Here is a 16250-nt window from a genome sequence, read left to right on the forward strand (position 1 = left end):
AGCTTACATGGGTGAGGGCGCTTTGCTTGCGAAGCACTGCTTCGCAAGCGCCCGAACGCACAGCCGCCAGCGGCTGGGCCGGGCCCCGGAGGGGGACTTGCAGCGCCCCCCGCAACCGGACCCACCCCGCCATCCCACGGAATACCCGCTTCTGCTGTTGCTGTTGCTTCGGCCGTTGCCGTTGCGTCCGCAGGTGCAGGGCTGCAAGCCCTGCCGACCAACACCCTGCTTACGAACGGCTGACGTGACGCTCATGCGCCATGCGCGAGGCTGTCCACCTGGTTGTTCGACTGGAGGTGGCAACGGTGCACTGGCAGAGCGCACAGGCCTACGCATGGCCGTTGGGATTGGCCGTAGTGGTGGGCGGCATAGGCGCGTGGCTGATCCTGTGGATCTATCACCGGCTGAAAGGGCGTGATCGCCGACGTGCGCGTATCGGTCGAGTACTCGGGTTGCCGCTGGCCACCGCGTGGCCGCTGCTGCTGCTGATTCCCGCCTTGCAGGCGACGCCGCTGCAGGATCCGTTGCTGGGCCATCTGCAGCACGGACTCCACATTGCATTGATGGCCTGCTTCGTCTGGCTGCTGGTACGCGCGGTGGCAGCGGGCGAGCGCGCGATCCTGCGCAGCCATCCCATCGATGTCTCCGACAACCTGGAGGCACGCCGCATCCAGACCCAGACGCGCGTGCTCAGCAGGGTGTTGATGGGCGGCATCATCGTGCTCGGTGCGTCGCTGGTGCTGTTGACCTTCCCGATGGTGCAGAAGATCGGCACGGCGCTGCTGGCGTCGGCAGGCCTGATCGGGCTGGTGGCGGGCATCGCCGCCAAGCCGGTGTTCGGCAACCTCATCGCCGGCCTGCAGATCGCACTGACGCAGCCGATCCGCCTGGACGACGTGGTGATCGTCGAAGGCGAGTGGGGACGCATCGAGGAGATCGGCAGCAGCTACGTGGTCGTGCGGATCTGGGATGAGCGGCGGATGGTGGTGCCCTTGACCTGGTTCATCGAGAACCCGTTCCAGAACTGGACGCGGCGCAGTGCCGATCTGCTCGGCACTGCGTTTCTGTGGCTGGACTATCGGGCACCGATCGCGGCGATCCGTGCCGAGCTGGAGCGCATCTGCCATGGCCAGGCGCTATGGGATGGGCGCGTCTGCGTGACCCAGGTGACCGAAACCAACGAGCGCGCGATCCAAGTGCGCCTGCTGGTCAGCGCGCGCAGTTCCGGTGATGCCTTTGATCTTCGCTGCCTGGTGCGCGAACGCATGCTCGATTTCCTCGCACGTGAGCATCCGCAGTCGTTGCCGCAGGTGCGTGCGCGGCTGCAACACGAAGATGAGCTGGATATGCCGCGTGGTCCACGTGCACGCACTGCGGATGTGCGTTCACCGGGTGCTGAAGATGGTGAGGCCGCGATCGTGCCGGAGGAGCCACAGGATCGGTAGTGCCGGCCGCTGGCCGGCAACGCCGGAGCGATCGAGCTGCCGGCCAGCGGCCGGCACTACCGGAAGCAAGATGTCGCGGCGTCACCGGAGCTCAGGGTTCGCCGGCGTCGATCAGCGCATCGGTATCGAAATGTGGCGGCCGCCGCGCACGGGTGCGCTGCTCGTAGGCGTAGGCCATTTCGATCAGCTTCGGCTCGCTCCAGGCGGTGCCCATGAACAGCAGGCCGACGGGAAGGCCGTTGATCTGGCCCATCGGCACGGTCAGGCTGGGGTAACCGGCCACGGCAGCGGCGCTGTAGCTCTCGCCGGGAAAGTCGTCGCCTTCGCTGCGGATCGGCCACGCCACACCGGTGGTCGGCGCCACCAGCGCATCGAGCTGATGGGCGGCGAGGGCTGCATCGATGCCTTCCGGGCCGGCCAACCGGCGCGCATCACTGCGCGCGCGGATGTAGGCAGGGTCTGCCAGGCCGGTGGTGGCATCGGCCTCCACCAGCAGCTCCTGGCCGAACAGGCCCAGTTCCTGCTTGCTGTGCGCCTGGTTGAAGGCGATCAGTTCGGCCAGGCTGCGCAGTGGCGCGCGGTGGGTGCTGAAGTAGCGCTCCAGCCCGGCCTTGAATTCGTACAGCAGCAGCGTGCGCTCAGCCTCGGCCCACGCGCCCTGGTTGGGCAGCTCCACCGGCACCACCACGGCGCCGGCCCGACGCAGCTCGGTCGCTGCCTGATCGATCAGCGGCGGCATGCCGCGGTACTTCAGCAGCGGCGTCTGCAGCAGACCGATGCGTTTGCCGCGCAGGCCCTGCGGGTCCAGGCGCGCGGTGTAATCGTAGACCGCACGGCCGGGCATGGTCGCGGTGGCGGGATCGGCGTCATCGCGGCCGGCGATCGCAGTCAGCACGGCAGCAGCATCGGCGACGCTGCGGGTCATCGGGCCGGCGGTGTCCTGGCTGAAGGAGATCGGCACGATGCCATCACGACTGACCAGCCCGACCGTCGGCTTCAGACCGACCACGCCGTTGATCGCCGCCGGGCAGACGATGCTGCCGTCGGTTTCGGTGCCGATCGCCACGCTGGCCAGGTTGGCGGCCACGGCCACCGCGCTGCCGCTGCTGGAGCCGCACGGTGAATGGCTGATGCGGTAGGGGTTGCGGGTCTGGCCGCCGCGCGCGCTCCAGCCGGAGATGGAGTCATTGCCGCGGAAGTTGGCCCACTCGCTGAGGTTGGTCTTGCCCAGCACTACGGCGCCAGCCTCGCGCAGCCGGCGTACCAGGTAGGCATCGTCCGGACGGAAGCCCTGCAGGGCCAGCGAGCCGGCACTGGTGACCATCGGTGCGGCGTTGATGTTGTCCTTCAGCAGCAGGGGGATGCCATGCAGCGGCCCACGCAGGCGCCCTTCGCGGCGCTCGCGGTCGCGTGCGGCGGCTTCCTTCAGCGCGTCGGGGTTGAGCTCGATCACCGCGCGCAGGCGGGGCCCGGTGCGGTCCAGGGCGGCGATACGCTGCAGGTAGGCCTGGGTCAGGGTGGTGCTGTCCAGATCTCCGGCAGTCATCCGCGCCTGCAGGTCGGCGACATCGGTTTCGGCGTACGGGAACGGCACGTTGCGGCTCGCAGGTTCGGCCGCATGCGCGCTGGGCGTGGCCGGGCTGCAGCCAGCCGAAAGCAGCGCCGGCAGCGCGGCGAGCAGGCAGGTCAGCAGAGGCGGCAAGGACGGGCGCATGGGGCGGCTTGGTCGGCTCCAATCCCCAGTGTAGCCGGTGCTCAGCGGTGGCGCTTGCGCAGGTCGCGGGCGAGGACGTAGACCACGATCAGGTTGATCGCCAGGATCGTCCATGACGGCCAGCCGGGATGGCGGATGATCGCGAAGATGTCGAAAGGCAGGTACAGGGCGGCGGTCAAGCAGCCCAGCCAGGACGCCCAGGCCTTGGCCCGCCACAGGCCCCAGGCTTCGACCAGGTGCAGCAGGCCGTAGCCGATCATCCCCGCCGCGGCCAGGTGGACCGCGTCGGGACTGATCATGTGCAGCAGCGAGGGCAGGGTGCCATGGTCCGGATCCAGGCTGAAACGCCGGATCAGGGCCATGATGCCGTGCCGCAGCGGCTGCGGTCCGAGCACTTCCAGCCCGGTGGCGGCCAACAGCGCCAGCATCGCCTTGCTCGCTTCGAGCAGGGCGATGACGTGCAGACCCGGATGCCGGTGTGGATCCGGGTTGTAGCCGCTCTGGTTCACGGGGTGCTGGCTCAGCCGCCGCGCGAAGCCTTCTTGCGATCGCTCTCGGTCAGGAACTTCTTGCGCAGGCGGATCTCCTTCGGGGTGATCTCGACCAGCTCGTCGTCTTCGATGAAGTCCAGGGCCTGTTCCAGCGAGTACTTGATCGCCGGGGTCAGCTGGATCGCATCGTCCTTGCCCGAAGCGCGCATGTTGGTCAGCGGCTTGGTCTTGATCGCGTTGACGGTCAGGTCGTTGTCCTTGGAGTGGATGCCGACCAGCTGACCTTCATACACGTTGTCGCCTTCAGCAGCGAACAGCTTGCCGCGCTCCTGCAGCGGGCCCAGCGAGTAGGCCGGCGTGGTGCCCGGTGCATTGGCGATCATCACGCCGTTGATGCGCTTGGCAATCGCGCCCTGTTCCTTCGGACCGTAGTGGTCGAACACGTGGAACAGCAGGCCCGAACCCTGGGTCAGGGTCTTGAACTCGTTCTGGAAACCGATCAGGCCACGGGCCGGGATCTGGTACTCCAGGCGCACGCGGCCCTTGCCGTCCGATTCCATGTTCTTCAGCTGGCCCTTGCGGGTGCCCAGCTTTTCCATCACGCCGCCCTGGTGGATTTCTTCGATGTCCACCACCAGCTGCTCGATCGGCTCCATCAGCTGGCCGTCGATTTCCTTGATGATCACTTCCGGGCGCGACACGGCCAGCTCGTAGCCTTCGCGGCGCATGTTCTCGATCAGCACCGACAGGTGCAGTTCGCCACGGCCGGAGACCAGGAACTTGTCGGCGTCTTCCAGCTGCTCGACCTTCAGGGCCACGTTGTGGACCTTTTCACGGTCCAGGCGGTCCTTGATCTGGCGGCTGGTCAGGAACTTGCCACCGGACAGGTCCTTGTTGCCGGCGAACGGCGAGTTGTTGACCTGGAAGGTCATCGAGATGGTCGGCTCGTCGACGGTCAGCGCCGGCAGCGCTTCCGGGAAGTCCGGTGCGCAGATGGTGTCGGAGATGGTCAGCTCCTGGATGCCGGAGATGGCCACGATGTCGCCGGCCTCGGCCGAATCCTGCTCGATGCGCTCCAGGCCCATGAAGCCCAGCACCTGCAGCACCTTGCCGTTGCGCTTCTTGCCTTCACGGTCGATGACCGCGACCTGCATGTTCTTCTTCAGGGTGCCGCGCTGGATGCGGCCGATGCCGATCACGCCCACGAAGTTGTTGTAGTCCAGCTGGCTGATGCGCATCTGGAACGGGCCTTCCGGATCCACTTCCGGCTTCGGCGCGTGCTGCATGATCGCTTCGTACAGCGGGGTCATGTCGCCGTCGCGCACGGTGTCTTCCAGGCCGGCATAGCCGTTCAGGCCCGAGGCGTAGACGATCGGGAAGTCCAGCTGCTCGTTGGTGGCGCCGAGCTTGTCGAACAGGTCGAAGACCTGGTCGATCACCCATTCCGGACGGGCGCCCGGACGGTCGACCTTGTTGACCACGACGATCGGCTTGAAGCCCATCGCGAAGGCCTTCTGGGTCACGAAGCGGGTCTGCGGCATCGGGCCGTCCATCGCGTCGACCAGGATCAGCACGGTATCGACCATCGACAGCACGCGCTCGACCTCACCACCGAAGTCGGCGTGGCCGGGGGTGTCGACGATGTTGATCCGGTTCTTGATGCCGGTCCTCTTGTCTTCCCAGGTGATGGCGGTGTTCTTGGCCAGGATGGTGATGCCGCGTTCCTTTTCCTGGTCGTTGCTGTCCATCACGCGCTCGGCGAGGACGGTGCGCTCGGACAGGGTGCCGGACTGCTTCAGCAGCTGGTCGACCAGGGTGGTCTTGCCATGGTCGACGTGGGCGACGATGGCGATGTTGCGAAGATTTTCGATGGACATACGAAAGGGGGCCAGTCGGCGCCGGATTTGGAAAAAGAAGTCCAACATTATACGTCGAACTTGACGATTCGCGAAAAGGTGGATTTCACATCCGTCGCGGGGCCCATTCAGCTGGCTGTCCGCCGCGTCGGCCGGGGCCGCCAGCGCCCGGAGACGCGGCTTCCCGTCCACGGGCTGAAGCCGGGTTCTTCACCGATGGTCGAAGCCGCCGCCGCCACGAGGCAGGTGTAAACTAGGTGGCTAGACGCGTTCCCCTCTGCATCAAGGATCTTCATGTCCCTCATCGCCACTTTCGACACCACCCAGGGCCCGATCAAGGTCGAGCTGTTCGCCGACAAGGCGCCGCTGACCGTGGCCAACTTCGTGAACCTGGTCAAGCACGGCTTCTATGACGGCCTGATCTTCCACCGCGTGATCGCCGACTTCATGATCCAGGGCGGCTGCCCGCAGGGTCGTGGCACCGGCGGCCCGGGCTACAAGTTCGAAGACGAGAAGAACGGCGTGAAGCATGAGGTCGGCTCGCTGTCGATGGCCAACGCCGGCCCGAACACCAACGGCAGCCAGTTCTTCATCACCCACATCAAGACCGACTGGCTGGACGGCCGCCACACCGTCTTCGGCAAGGTCCTGGAAGGCCAGGCCATCGTTGATTCGGTCAAGCAGGGCGACGTGATCCATTCGATCGCCCTGGAAGGCGACGTCGACGCCGTGCTGGCCGCCCAGGCCGACCGCGTCGCGGAGTGGAACAAGCACCTCGCCGCCTGATCCCCCTTCGAAACGGCCACCCATGGGTGGCCGTTTCCCTGTTCCCCGCCGCCCGCCTGGCCTGCGTGGCTCTGCCCGCGGCGTCCCATCAAACGCTTGCAAGCAAGAGGAAACCCCCATGAAAGCACCCGTTCGTGTTGCCGTGACCGGCGCCGCCGGCCAGATCGGTTATGCCCTGCTGTTCCGCATCGCCTCCGGCGAAATGCTGGGCAAGGACCAGCCGGTCATCCTGCAGCTGCTGGAACTGCCGGTGGACAAGGCCCAGGCCGCCCTGAAGGGCGTGATGATGGAGCTGGAAGACTGTGCCTTCCCGCTGCTGGCCGGCATGGTCGGCACCGATGACGCCGAAGTCGCGTTCAAGGACGCCGACATCGCCCTGCTGGTCGGCGCACGTCCGCGCGGCCCGGGCATGGAGCGCAAGGACCTGCTGCTGGAGAACGCCAAGATCTTCACCGCCCAGGGTGCAGCGCTGAACAAGGTCGCCAGCCGTGACGTGAAGGTGCTGGTGGTCGGCAACCCGGCCAACACCAACGCCTACATCGCGATGAAGTCGGCCCCGGACCTGAAGCCGGAAAACTTCACCGCCATGCTGCGCCTGGACCACAACCGCGCGCTGAGCCAGCTGTCGACCAAGCTCGGCAAGCCGGTCGGTGGCATGGAGAAGCTGGTGGTGTGGGGCAACCACAGCCCGACCATGTACCCGGACTACCGTTTCGCCACCGCCGATGGTGCGTCGATCGCCGATGCGATCAACGACCAGGAGTGGAACGCCAACACCTTCATCCCGACCGTCGGCAAGCGCGGCGCGGCGATCATCGAAGCCCGTGGCTCGTCCTCGGCTGCTTCGGCCGCCAACGCAGCGATCGACCACGTGCGTGACTGGGTGCTGGGCAGCAACGGCAAGTGGGTCACCATGGGCGTGCCGTCCGACGGTTCCTACGGCATTCCGGAAGGCGTGATCTTCGGCTTCGCGGTGACCACGGAGAACGGCAAGTACACCCTGGTCAAGGACCTGCCGATCGACGACTTCAGCCAGAAGTACATCGACAAGACCCTGGCCGAGCTGGAAGAAGAGCGCGCCGGCGTCGCCCACCTGCTGGGCTGATGCAGGCGGTACCGGCTCCGGCCGGTACGTCTTCCATCAAGGTAGGTACCGACCGTTGGTTGGTACGCAGAAAACGGGGAGGCTTCGGCTTCCCCGTTTTCATTTGGAATTCCTGGAACCGCATGATCCACCTGCACTACATCGATGACGCACTGCTGGTGGCCGAGAAGCCGGCTGGCCTGTTGTCCGTACCCGGCCGCAGCGCCGAGAACCAGGACTGCGTGGTCGCGCGCCTGCAGGCGCTGTATCCGGATGCGTTGACCGTGCACCGGCTGGACCAGGTGACCTCCGGCCTGCTGCTGCATGCGCGTGGTAAGGACATGCAGGCGGCGTTGTCGATGCAGTTCGAGCAGCGCCAGGTTGGCAAGCGCTACGAAGCCGTCGTGCGGGGTGTGATCGAAAGCGATGCCGGTGAAGTGGACCTGCCGCTGATCGTGGACTGGCCGAACCGGCCGAAGCAGATGGTCGATCACGAACGCGGCAAGCCGGCGTTGACCCGCTGGCGCGTACTGGCGCGTGATGTAGAAGCGCGGCGCACGCGCGTGGCGTTGGAACCGATCACTGGCCGCAGCCATCAGCTGCGGTTGCACATGGCCAGTATTGGCCATCCGATTGTTGGCGACGTGCTGTATGACGCGGCACCGGCGCACCGCGTGCATCTGCATGCGTGCAGCCTGCAGTTCACCCACCCGGTGACGGGCGAGGTGCTCGCGTTCGAGTCCGCGGCTCCGTTCTAGGGGGGCGGCAGGGCTTGCAGCCCTGCACCCGCAGAATCAACGTCAACGTCAAAAGCGGGCTATACGTGGGTTGGCGGGACGGTGTCGAAGTGCGGGGCCGCCGCAAGTACGTCCGTGTAGGCTTGGCAGCCGCATCCATGCGGCTGACACCCCGCACTCCGACACCGCCCCACCTTCGACAGGTTCACTCGGCTGTTGGTAGCGGTGGCCGTTGTTCCGCGCAGCTGTTGGTAGGTGTCGACCTTGGTCGACACGATTTTTCTGTCAGATATCGAATGAACCATCCACGCATGGCGTGGATCTACCGCGTCGACCAAGGTCAACACCTACCAGAGCAGTCGACCAAGGTCGACACCGACCAGAACAATATGCCGTTCCGGCAGATCGCGGAATCTGTCGAAGGCGGGGTGGGTCCGGTTGCGGGGGCGTGAGCCGCATGGATGCGGCGACCGAGCCTCCAAGGACGGATTCACGGCGTCCCCCGCAATCGGACCCACCCCGCCATCCCCCAGTAAGCCAGCTTCTGCTGTTGCTTCGGCTGTTGCTTCCGAGGTTGCCGGCCAGCGGCCGGCACTACCGCGGGTGCAGGGCTGCAAGCCCTGCATAACAAACCCCACCCCCCTACCAAGGTAGGGCGGCCCGCGCGGCAGCACCGGACTATCCTCGAACCCATGACTTTGTCTGGGAGGGCTGCGTCATGAACTACGAGGAAACCTACCGTCGCTCGATCGACGAGCCGGAGGCCTTCTGGGGCGAGGAAGCCAAGCGCATCCATTGGCATAAACCGCCGCAGCAGGTGCTCGACTACAGCAACCCGCCGTTCCGGCGCTGGTTCGTCGGCGGCGAAACCAATCTCTGCTACAACGCCGTCGACCGCCACCTGGCCGAGCGCGCCGACCAGCTCGCACTGGTCGCCATCTCCACCGAAACCAACAGCACACGCGAGATCACCTATCACCAGCTGTACCGCGAAGTGAACGACTTCGCCGCGGTACTCAAGCACCTCGGCGTCGGCCACGGTGACCGTGTGGTGATCTACATGCCGAACATGGCCGAGGCGGTGTTCGCGATGCTGGCCTGTGCGCGCATCGGTGCGGTGCACTCGGTGGTATTCGGGGGCTTTGCGGCGCACAACCTGGCGCTGCGCATCGACGATGCCAAGCCCAAGCTGCTGATCGCGGCCGACGCCGGTATGCGCGGTGGCAAGCTGATTCCGTACAAGCCGATGGTCGACGCCGCCTGTGCCGAAGCGGCGTCGCCGCCACCGCATGTGCTGATCGTGTCGCGTGGGCTGGACGCAGCCGAACCACGCGTGCCGGGCCGCGATGTGGACTACGCCACGCTGCGTGCGCAGATCGGTGAAGTCGACGTGCCGGTGCAGTGGCTGGAAGCGAGCGAGCCGAGCTACCTGCTGTACACCTCCGGCACTACCGGCAAGCCGAAGGGCGTGCAGCGCGATGTGGGCGGCTATGCAGTGGCGATGGCGCAGTCGATGGAGACCGTGTTCGACTGCAAGCCAGGCCAGGTGATGTTCTCCACCTCCGATGTCGGCTGGGCGGTGGGCCACTCCTACAATGTGTACGGCCCGCTGATCGGTGGCTGCACCTCGCTGCTGTACGAAGGGCTGCCGACCAACCCGGACCCGGGCATCTGGTGGGCGCTGTGCGAGCAGTACAACGTGCGCACGATGTTCTCCTCGCCCACCGCCATCCGCGTGCTGAAGAAGCACGACGCGGACTTCATCCATCGCCACGACCTGCGCGCGCTGAAGTACCTGTTCCTGGCCGGCGAGCCGCTCGACGAGCCGACCGCGCACTGGATCAGCGAAGCGCTCGGCAAGCCGATCATCGACAACTACTGGCAGACCGAGACCGGCTGGCCGGCACTGACCCTGTTGCCGGGCCTGGAGATGAAGCCGGTGCGCTTCGGTTCGCCGGGCTTCCCCAATCTCGGCTACCGGATGAAGGTGATCGACGAGAACACCGGCGAGGAAGTCGCACCGGGGCAGAAGGGCGTGCTGGTGGTGTCGCCACCGCTGCCGCCGGGTTGCATGAGCACCGTGTGGAATGATGACAGCCGCTTCCTGCAGAGCTACTTCAGCCACTTCAAGGAACTGCTGTACAGCTCGCTGGACTGGGCGATCCGCGACGACGATGGCTACACCTTCATCCTCGGTCGCACCGATGATGTCATCAATGTAGCCGGGCACCGTCTGGGCACGCGCGAGATCGAGGAGGCCATTTCCAGCCATCCGCGGGTGGCCGAGGCCGCCGTGATCGGGGTCAAGGATGAACTGAAGGGGCAGGTGCCGCTGGTGTTCGTCACCCTCAAGCAGGGCCTGGATGGCGAGGATCCGGCGCCGGTGGTGGCCGAGATGATGGCGACGGTGACCACCTCGCTCGGCGCGGTCGCACGCCCGGCGCACGTACACGTGGTCAATGCATTGCCCAAGACCCGCTCCGGCAAGCTGCTGCGGCGCTCGCTGCAGGCGCTGGCCGAACAGCGCGACCCGGGTGACCTGTCGACGCTGGACGACCCCAGCGCGCTGGAGGAGATCCGCCGCGCGCTGGGCCGTTGATCCGGTAGTGCCGGCTACTGGCCGGCACCCCCCTCAATCCCGAGGTTGCCGGCCAGCGGCCGGCACTACCCGCGGCACTTGCGCTAAGCTCGGCCTGTCATCGACCTGCAATACGCGGCGCGCGCCGGGGAAGGCGCGTGCCGTCCGGGGATGGCACACAGGGGGGGCGTGCCCGTCAGGGCGCGCCGGCATTGTGCATCGAGGGAGGGGGAGGCAATGGCATTGCTGCACGCCAAGACGGCTGCTGGCCGTCAGGAAATCGAAGACCGTGGCCGGCGCCTGCCGGCGGCACTGCGTTCGATCCTGCTGATGGTCGACGGCCATCGCGATGACACCGAACTGCGTGGCCTGTTCGAAGGCCTGCGCGCGCCGGCCGATGCACTGGAGCAGCTGGAAGCGCAGGGCCTGATCGAAGTGATCGGTGGCAATGCCGAGGTGGCACCGGTACGTGGCATCAGCACCGGCCGCGAACAGGATCCGGCGTTGTACCAGCAGCTGTACGACGCGATGAGCGAGGCGGTGCGGCGCCACCTGGGCCTGAAGGGCTACTTCATGCAGTTGAAGATTGAACGCTGCACCGATGCACTTGCACTGGAACGCCTGTGCCCGGAACTGCTGGCGGCGGTGGGCAAGGCGCGCAGCCCGGCGCTGGCGCAGCGCTGGTGGCAGGAAACCCAGGCCGCCGTGGTCAATGGTGGCGGCGAGGTCGTGCAGGCATGAGCCACCGCGTAAAGTGATCGGTTCACTTCCCCACAAGGAGTCCCGCGTGCAGGACGACCACGACGACACCGACACCCCAGGCTGGGACGCGATCAATGCGGCGCTGGCGCCGCTGTATGCCGGCCAGGAACCCCGTCACTACGGTACGGCGTTGCCGTACACGCTGGGTGGCCAGGATCCACTGGATGGCATCAGCGTTTACTGGGTGGATGCACCGGTACCGCATTGGCACTACATCACCTACGGCTTCTCCGAGCTGTACACCAAGGAGAGCAGCGATGCCGCCGCCAGCGGCTATGGTTTCGAGCTGACCTTCCGCCTGGCTGCTGAAGCCGGTGAGCACGCCGGCAGTACCCCGCCGGTGTGGCCGATGAACCTGCTGCAGAACCTGGCGCGCTACGTGTTTGGCAGCGGCAACGTGTTCGAGGATGGTCACCATCTGAACGCCAACGGCCCGATCGCGCTGGAGACCGGCACGCGTCTGTGCCACCTGGCCTTCATCGCCGATCCGCAGTTGCCTGCGCGCGACACCGCCAATGGCCACCTGCAGTTCCTGCAGCTGGTCGGGCTGACCGATGAGGAGATGGAAGCGGTCAAGCGCTGGTCGACGCGCGGCGTGCTGCAGGCGCTGCAACCGGCGATGCCGCTGTGGATCAGTGACCTGCATCGCGGCAACCTGTTGGAGGATCCGACACTCGCCGCACAGGTGCGGGCCGGCAGCGAGCGCGAGGGCTCCAGTACCGGCATGCTGTTCATCGAGACGTTGGACTGGAGGCAGGAGGCTGGCGTCACCACACTGGTGCTCGGCGCGGGCCAGGTCGCGAGCGTCTGCGAACTGCTGCCGCTGCGCCTGCGCCACGGAAAGTCGCTGGAACTGGCCAGCCGCGAGCGGCAGTGGGAGTTCATTCCAGCCGGGCGTGGTGACGTGGGCGACGTGTCGGCCGACAGCGCGCGCTGGGCGTTGGACGAGACGGGGCTGCAGGCCCTGGCGGGCGTGCGTGCCGAACGTGGCATCTACCCGGTGGCGGGAGCGCTGCGCATCGAAGTGGTGCCGACCTACCTGCGCGATGCCAACGGTGAAGTGATCCGCCAGATCGGCTGAGTGTGGTGATGGCGCCGGTGGGGTCAGAGCCGCCTGCTGTGCAGACGGATCCGACCCCGGGTCAGGCTCATCCGACCCCGGGTCAGGCTCAGGCCAGGCCTTCGGCCTTCAGTGCGGCCTGCACGCCGGCATCGGCGTCCATGCGTGCCTTGTAGGCGGCCAGGTTGTCCAGACCCGACAGGTCGACCTTGGTGCCGGCGGCCCAACGCAGGGTGATGTAGAAGTACGGATCGGCGAAACTGCGGAAGCCGGCCAGCCAGGGCTTGTCGGCCAGCTGCCTGTCAGCGGTCTCGAACAGGCCACGCAGGCGCTTGTGTGCGGCGGCGCGGATCGCGTCGAACTGGCTTTCGTCGGCGATGAACTTGCCCGGTGCGAACAGCGGCGAGAAGGCCGGATGCACGTCGGAATTGACGAAGGCCAGCCAGCGGGTGGCTTCGGCACGCTGGCGCGCGCTGCCATCGCCGCCGAGGCCGGCCTGCGGGTAGGTGTCGGCGATATAGCCCATGATCGCGGCGTTCTGCAGCAGCACGAAGTCGCCATCGACCAGCGCGGGAACGGCGCCGGCCGGATTGATCTTGAGGAATTCCGGACCCTTCAGGGTGTCCTTGTTCAGCAGTTCGACCTCGAACGGCTGGCCGGTCCACTGCAGGGCGATGTGGTCGGCGGTGGAACAGGCACCGGGCTTGCTGTACAGCTTCATGGGAACTCCAGGTGATGCGGGCGGGAAACGCCCACTATCCCAGAGCCTGCCAGCGGGCGGCAACGCTGCCGCCAGCACGGATCGTTACGACTGCCGCGGCTTGAGGTTCTGCACCTTATAGAAGGTGTGATCGCCGATGGTGGCCACCTGGTAGGCGTTGCGCCAGTTCGGGCTGGCGATGGACAACGCGGCGAAGTGGCTGGCTCCGGGCACGATCTCGCGGCGCTCGCCGGCCGGCAGCGCCCAGTTGCGCTCGGCGTCGAAGGCCACGTTCATTGCCTCGCTCCAGGCCGCGTCATTGCCCAGCTGGGTGCCGGGGGAGACGATGGTCGGCGCGAACTGCTTGCGCGCGGTGACCACCTGGCACATCGAGTCGCCCCACAGGCCACTGTCGAGGCGGCGCAGGGCGACCTCGGCAACGGCTTGCTGGCCGCGCAGGGTCTGGTCGCGGGCTTCCAGGTAAACGGTGGTGCTCAGACACAGTGAATCAGCGGCCGGCTGCGGCAACAACTGCGACAGCCAGAGAATCCAGGCCAGTTTCATATAACTCCTTGCTCCGTATGGGCCGCACTCTCCGCTTCCAGTCGCGGGGGCGACAGGATGCGGGGTACGACTTGGCGTCATGGGGAGGCGGCCATCGGGGCCGCCCCGTGGGCAGCCCCAAAAGAAACGACCAGTACCGATCGTGGGGGCTGCGCCGGCTCACCGGAAACTGGCTGGTGAGCGGAAAGATGGCGCAAGGTAGGGGGGCGTAGCCGAACGCATCGTGAACCGTCCGGCTTGACATTCAGGTTCGGGAGGGGTGACGGAAATCACATTCCGTCCCCCATTCAGGCGCTCATCAGAGCGCGGCGGCCACCCGGCTGCCTTGGTCGATGGCCCGCTTGGCGTCCAGTTCGGCCGCTACATCGGCACCGCCGATCAACGTCGCGCTGATGCCGGCGGCCTGCAGTTCGGCCTGCAGCGAACGGTTGGGTTCCTGCCCGGCGCAGACCACCACATGATCGACCGGCAGCAGCTGTTCGCTGCCCTCAACGCGGATGCGCAGGCCTTCATCGTCAACACCCAGGTACTCGACGCCGCCGAGCATGCGCACGCCCTTGGCCTTCAGCGTGGCGCGATGGATCCAGCCGGTGGTCTTGCCCAGCCGCGCACCGGGCTTGCCCGGGCTGCGCTGCAGCAGCCACAGCCGGCGCGGCGAGGCCTCGGCCTGCGCCCGCGCCAGGGAGCCGCGGGTCTCGAAGGTACTGTCCACGCCCCATTCGGCCATCCAGCGCTGTGGGTCCAGCGAGGGGGACTCACCGGCGTGGCTGAGGAACTCGCCGACATCGAAGCCGATGCCGCCGGCGCCGATGATCGCTGCATTGGCGCCCACCGTGACCCGGCCCAGCAGCACGTCCAGGTAACTGACCACCTTGGCGTGGTTGGCGCCGGGGAAGTCGACCTTGCGCGGCGTGATGCCGGTGGCCAGCACCACCTCGTCGAAGCCGGCCAGGCTGGCCGCATCTGCTCGCGTGCCCAGGCGTAGCTGCACGCCGGTTTCAGCCAGCTTGTGGCGGAAATAGCGCAGGGTCTCGTGGAACTCTTCCTTGCCGGGGATGCGCTTGGCCACGTTGAACTGGCCACCGATCTCGTCGTTGGCATCGAACAGGGTGACCTGGTGGCCGCGCTCGGCGGCCACCGTGGCGCAAGCCAGGCCGGCCGGACCTGCGCCGACCACCGCGACCTTTTTCGGCGTGGCAGCCGGGCGGTAGACCAGCTCGGTCTCGTGTGCGGCACGCGGATTGACCAGGCAGCTGGCCAGCTTGTTCTCGAACACGTGGTCCAGGCAGGCCTGGTTGCAGGCGATGCAGGTGTTGATCGCCTCGGCGCGGCCGGCGCGGGCCTTGTTGGGCCATTGCGGGTCGGCCAGCAGCGGGCGCGCCAGCGACACCATGTCGGCGCCGCCGCTGGCGAGGATGTGCTCGGCGACGTCGGGCATGTTGATGCGGTTGGTCGCCACCAGCGGCACCGTTACATGCGGCTTGAGCTTGGCGGTGACACCGGCGAAGGCGGCGCGCGGCACCGAGGTGGCAATGGTCGGGATGCGCGCTTCGTGCCAGCCGATGCCGGAATTGATGATCGTCGCGCCAGCCGCCTCGATGGCCTGGGCCTGCTGCACGATCTCTTCCCAGTTGCTGCCGTCGTCAACCAGATCCACCAGCGACAGGCGGTAGATGATGATGAAGTCCGGGCCGCAGGCCTCGCGGATGCGGCGCACGATCTCCACTGCAAAACGCATGCGTTGGTTGGCGTCGCCACCCCAGCGGTCGGAGCGCTTGTTGGTGCGCGGGGCGATGAACTCGTTGATGAGGTAGCCCTCCGAGCCCATCACTTCGACGCCATCGTAGCCGGCTTCGCGGGCCAGCTTTGCGCTGCGTGCGTAGTCGGCGATATGCCGCTCGACGCCGCTGGCCGACAGCGCACGGGGGGTGAACGGGTTGATCGGCGCCTTCAGCTTCGACGGTGCCACCGACAGGGGATGGTAGGCATAGCGGCCGGCATGCAGCAGCTGCAGGCAGATCTTCGCGCCGTGCTGGTGCGCGGCCGCGGTGAGCTGCCGGTGCGGGCGCACTTCCCAGGGCCAGGACAGCTTTCCGCCAAAGGGCTTCAGCCAGCCGACCACGTTCGGCGCGAAGCCACCGGTGACGATCAGGCCGACGCCACCTTCGGCGCGTTCGGCGAAGTAGGCGGCCAGGCGCGGGAAGTCGCGGGCGCGATCTTCCAGGCCGGTGTGCATCGAACCCATCAGCACGCGGTTGCGCAGCTGGGTGAAGCCCAGGTCCAGCGGGGCGAACAGGTGGGGATAGGCGCTTTCGTTGGCTGGCGACATGATCGATACGCTTGCGTACGGAAGCGCGAAGCGTGCCGGGAAACGGCGGCCGGGGCAAGGGGCGCGGGCGGTAGTGCCGGCCGCTGGCCGGGTACGCTCGGCACATGCGTGCTGTCGCTCCCGCATTTCGCTGCGCGAACCGCG

At 66.8% G+C, this 16250-nt stretch carries 14 protein-coding genes; 8 read left to right on the top strand and 6 right to left on the bottom strand.

The features are described 5' to 3' along the window. Positions 1-260: 260 nt before the first annotated feature. Positions 261-1445 (top strand): mechanosensitive ion channel family protein, encoded by a 1185-nt coding sequence (locus AC5P9F_RS18835; protein WP_219627547.1) that lies wholly within the window; start codon positions 261-263, stop codon positions 1443-1445. Positions 1446-1536: 91 nt separating this feature from the next. Here the strand turns inward: AC5P9F_RS18835 and AC5P9F_RS18840 are convergent, their stop codons facing one another. From AC5P9F_RS18840 to typA, 3 genes are read right to left on the bottom strand one after another with little or no spacing between them, the layout of a single operon-like run. Continuing rightward, positions 1537-3159, bottom strand: a complete 1623-nt coding sequence (locus AC5P9F_RS18840; protein ID WP_043033752.1) for an amidase — start codon at positions 3157-3159, stop codon at positions 1537-1539. Positions 3160-3200: 41 nt separating this feature from the next. Then, positions 3201-3668 (bottom strand): DUF2127 domain-containing protein, encoded by a 468-nt coding sequence (locus AC5P9F_RS18845; RefSeq protein ID WP_005408223.1) that lies wholly within the window; start codon positions 3666-3668, stop codon positions 3201-3203. Between the two features lie 11 nt (positions 3669-3679). Further along, positions 3680-5527 carry a translational GTPase TypA gene (gene typA, locus AC5P9F_RS18850; protein ID WP_024958804.1) on the bottom strand — a complete coding sequence of 616 codons (1848 nt, stop codon included), beginning with the start codon at positions 5525-5527 and terminating at the stop codon, positions 3680-3682. A 273-nt stretch (positions 5528-5800) separates the two neighbouring features. On the opposite strand from typA, the gene AC5P9F_RS18855 reads away from it, so the two are divergent. From AC5P9F_RS18855 to AC5P9F_RS18885, 7 genes are all read left to right on the top strand, one after another. Next, positions 5801-6292: a peptidylprolyl isomerase gene (locus AC5P9F_RS18855; RefSeq protein ID WP_060380770.1), complete on the top strand. Its 492-nt coding sequence runs from the start codon at positions 5801-5803 to the stop codon at positions 6290-6292. A gap of 118 nt (positions 6293-6410) precedes the next feature. Further along, on the top strand, positions 6411-7397 hold the full coding sequence (locus AC5P9F_RS18860; protein WP_004153634.1) for a malate dehydrogenase: 987 nt from the start codon (positions 6411-6413) through the stop codon (positions 7395-7397). A 122-nt stretch (positions 7398-7519) separates the two neighbouring features. Then, on the top strand, positions 7520-8134 hold the full coding sequence (locus tag AC5P9F_RS18865) for an RluA family pseudouridine synthase (RefSeq protein ID WP_060380771.1): 615 nt from the start codon (positions 7520-7522) through the stop codon (positions 8132-8134). 290 nt (positions 8135-8424) lie between these two features. Next, complete coding sequence (locus tag AC5P9F_RS18870) at positions 8425-8565, top strand: hypothetical protein (RefSeq protein WP_154329255.1); 141 nt, start codon at positions 8425-8427, stop codon at positions 8563-8565. A 266-nt stretch (positions 8566-8831) separates the two neighbouring features. Further along, on the top strand, positions 8832-10712 hold the full coding sequence (gene prpE, locus AC5P9F_RS18875; protein ID WP_012479243.1) for a propionate--CoA ligase: 1881 nt from the start codon (positions 8832-8834) through the stop codon (positions 10710-10712). A 216-nt stretch (positions 10713-10928) separates the two neighbouring features. Further along, entirely contained in the window at positions 10929-11432 is a 504-nt protein-coding gene (locus AC5P9F_RS18880) for a hypothetical protein (RefSeq protein ID WP_005408228.1), read from the top strand. A 46-nt stretch (positions 11433-11478) separates the two neighbouring features. Continuing rightward, complete coding sequence (locus AC5P9F_RS18885) at positions 11479-12534, top strand: suppressor of fused domain protein (protein ID WP_060380131.1); 1056 nt, start codon at positions 11479-11481, stop codon at positions 12532-12534. 88 nt (positions 12535-12622) lie between these two features. Here the strand turns inward: AC5P9F_RS18885 and AC5P9F_RS18890 are convergent, their stop codons facing one another. From AC5P9F_RS18890 to AC5P9F_RS18900, 3 genes are all read right to left on the bottom strand, one after another. Next, complete coding sequence (locus AC5P9F_RS18890) at positions 12623-13234, bottom strand: glutathione S-transferase N-terminal domain-containing protein (protein WP_005408230.1); 612 nt, start codon at positions 13232-13234, stop codon at positions 12623-12625. Between the two features lie 84 nt (positions 13235-13318). Continuing rightward, the gene (locus AC5P9F_RS18895) at positions 13319-13777 is read right to left on the bottom strand and encodes a cell wall hydrolase (protein ID WP_004154513.1); all 459 of its coding nucleotides are present in this window, start codon (positions 13775-13777) and stop codon (positions 13319-13321) included. Positions 13778-14075: 298 nt separating this feature from the next. Beyond that, complete coding sequence (locus tag AC5P9F_RS18900; protein ID WP_164225740.1) at positions 14076-16106, bottom strand: NADPH-dependent 2,4-dienoyl-CoA reductase; 2031 nt, start codon at positions 16104-16106, stop codon at positions 14076-14078. Positions 16107-16250: the final 144 nt, after the last annotated feature.

The sequence above is a fragment of the Stenotrophomonas sp. YJH_SMC_4 genome (genome assembly GCF_059371575.1).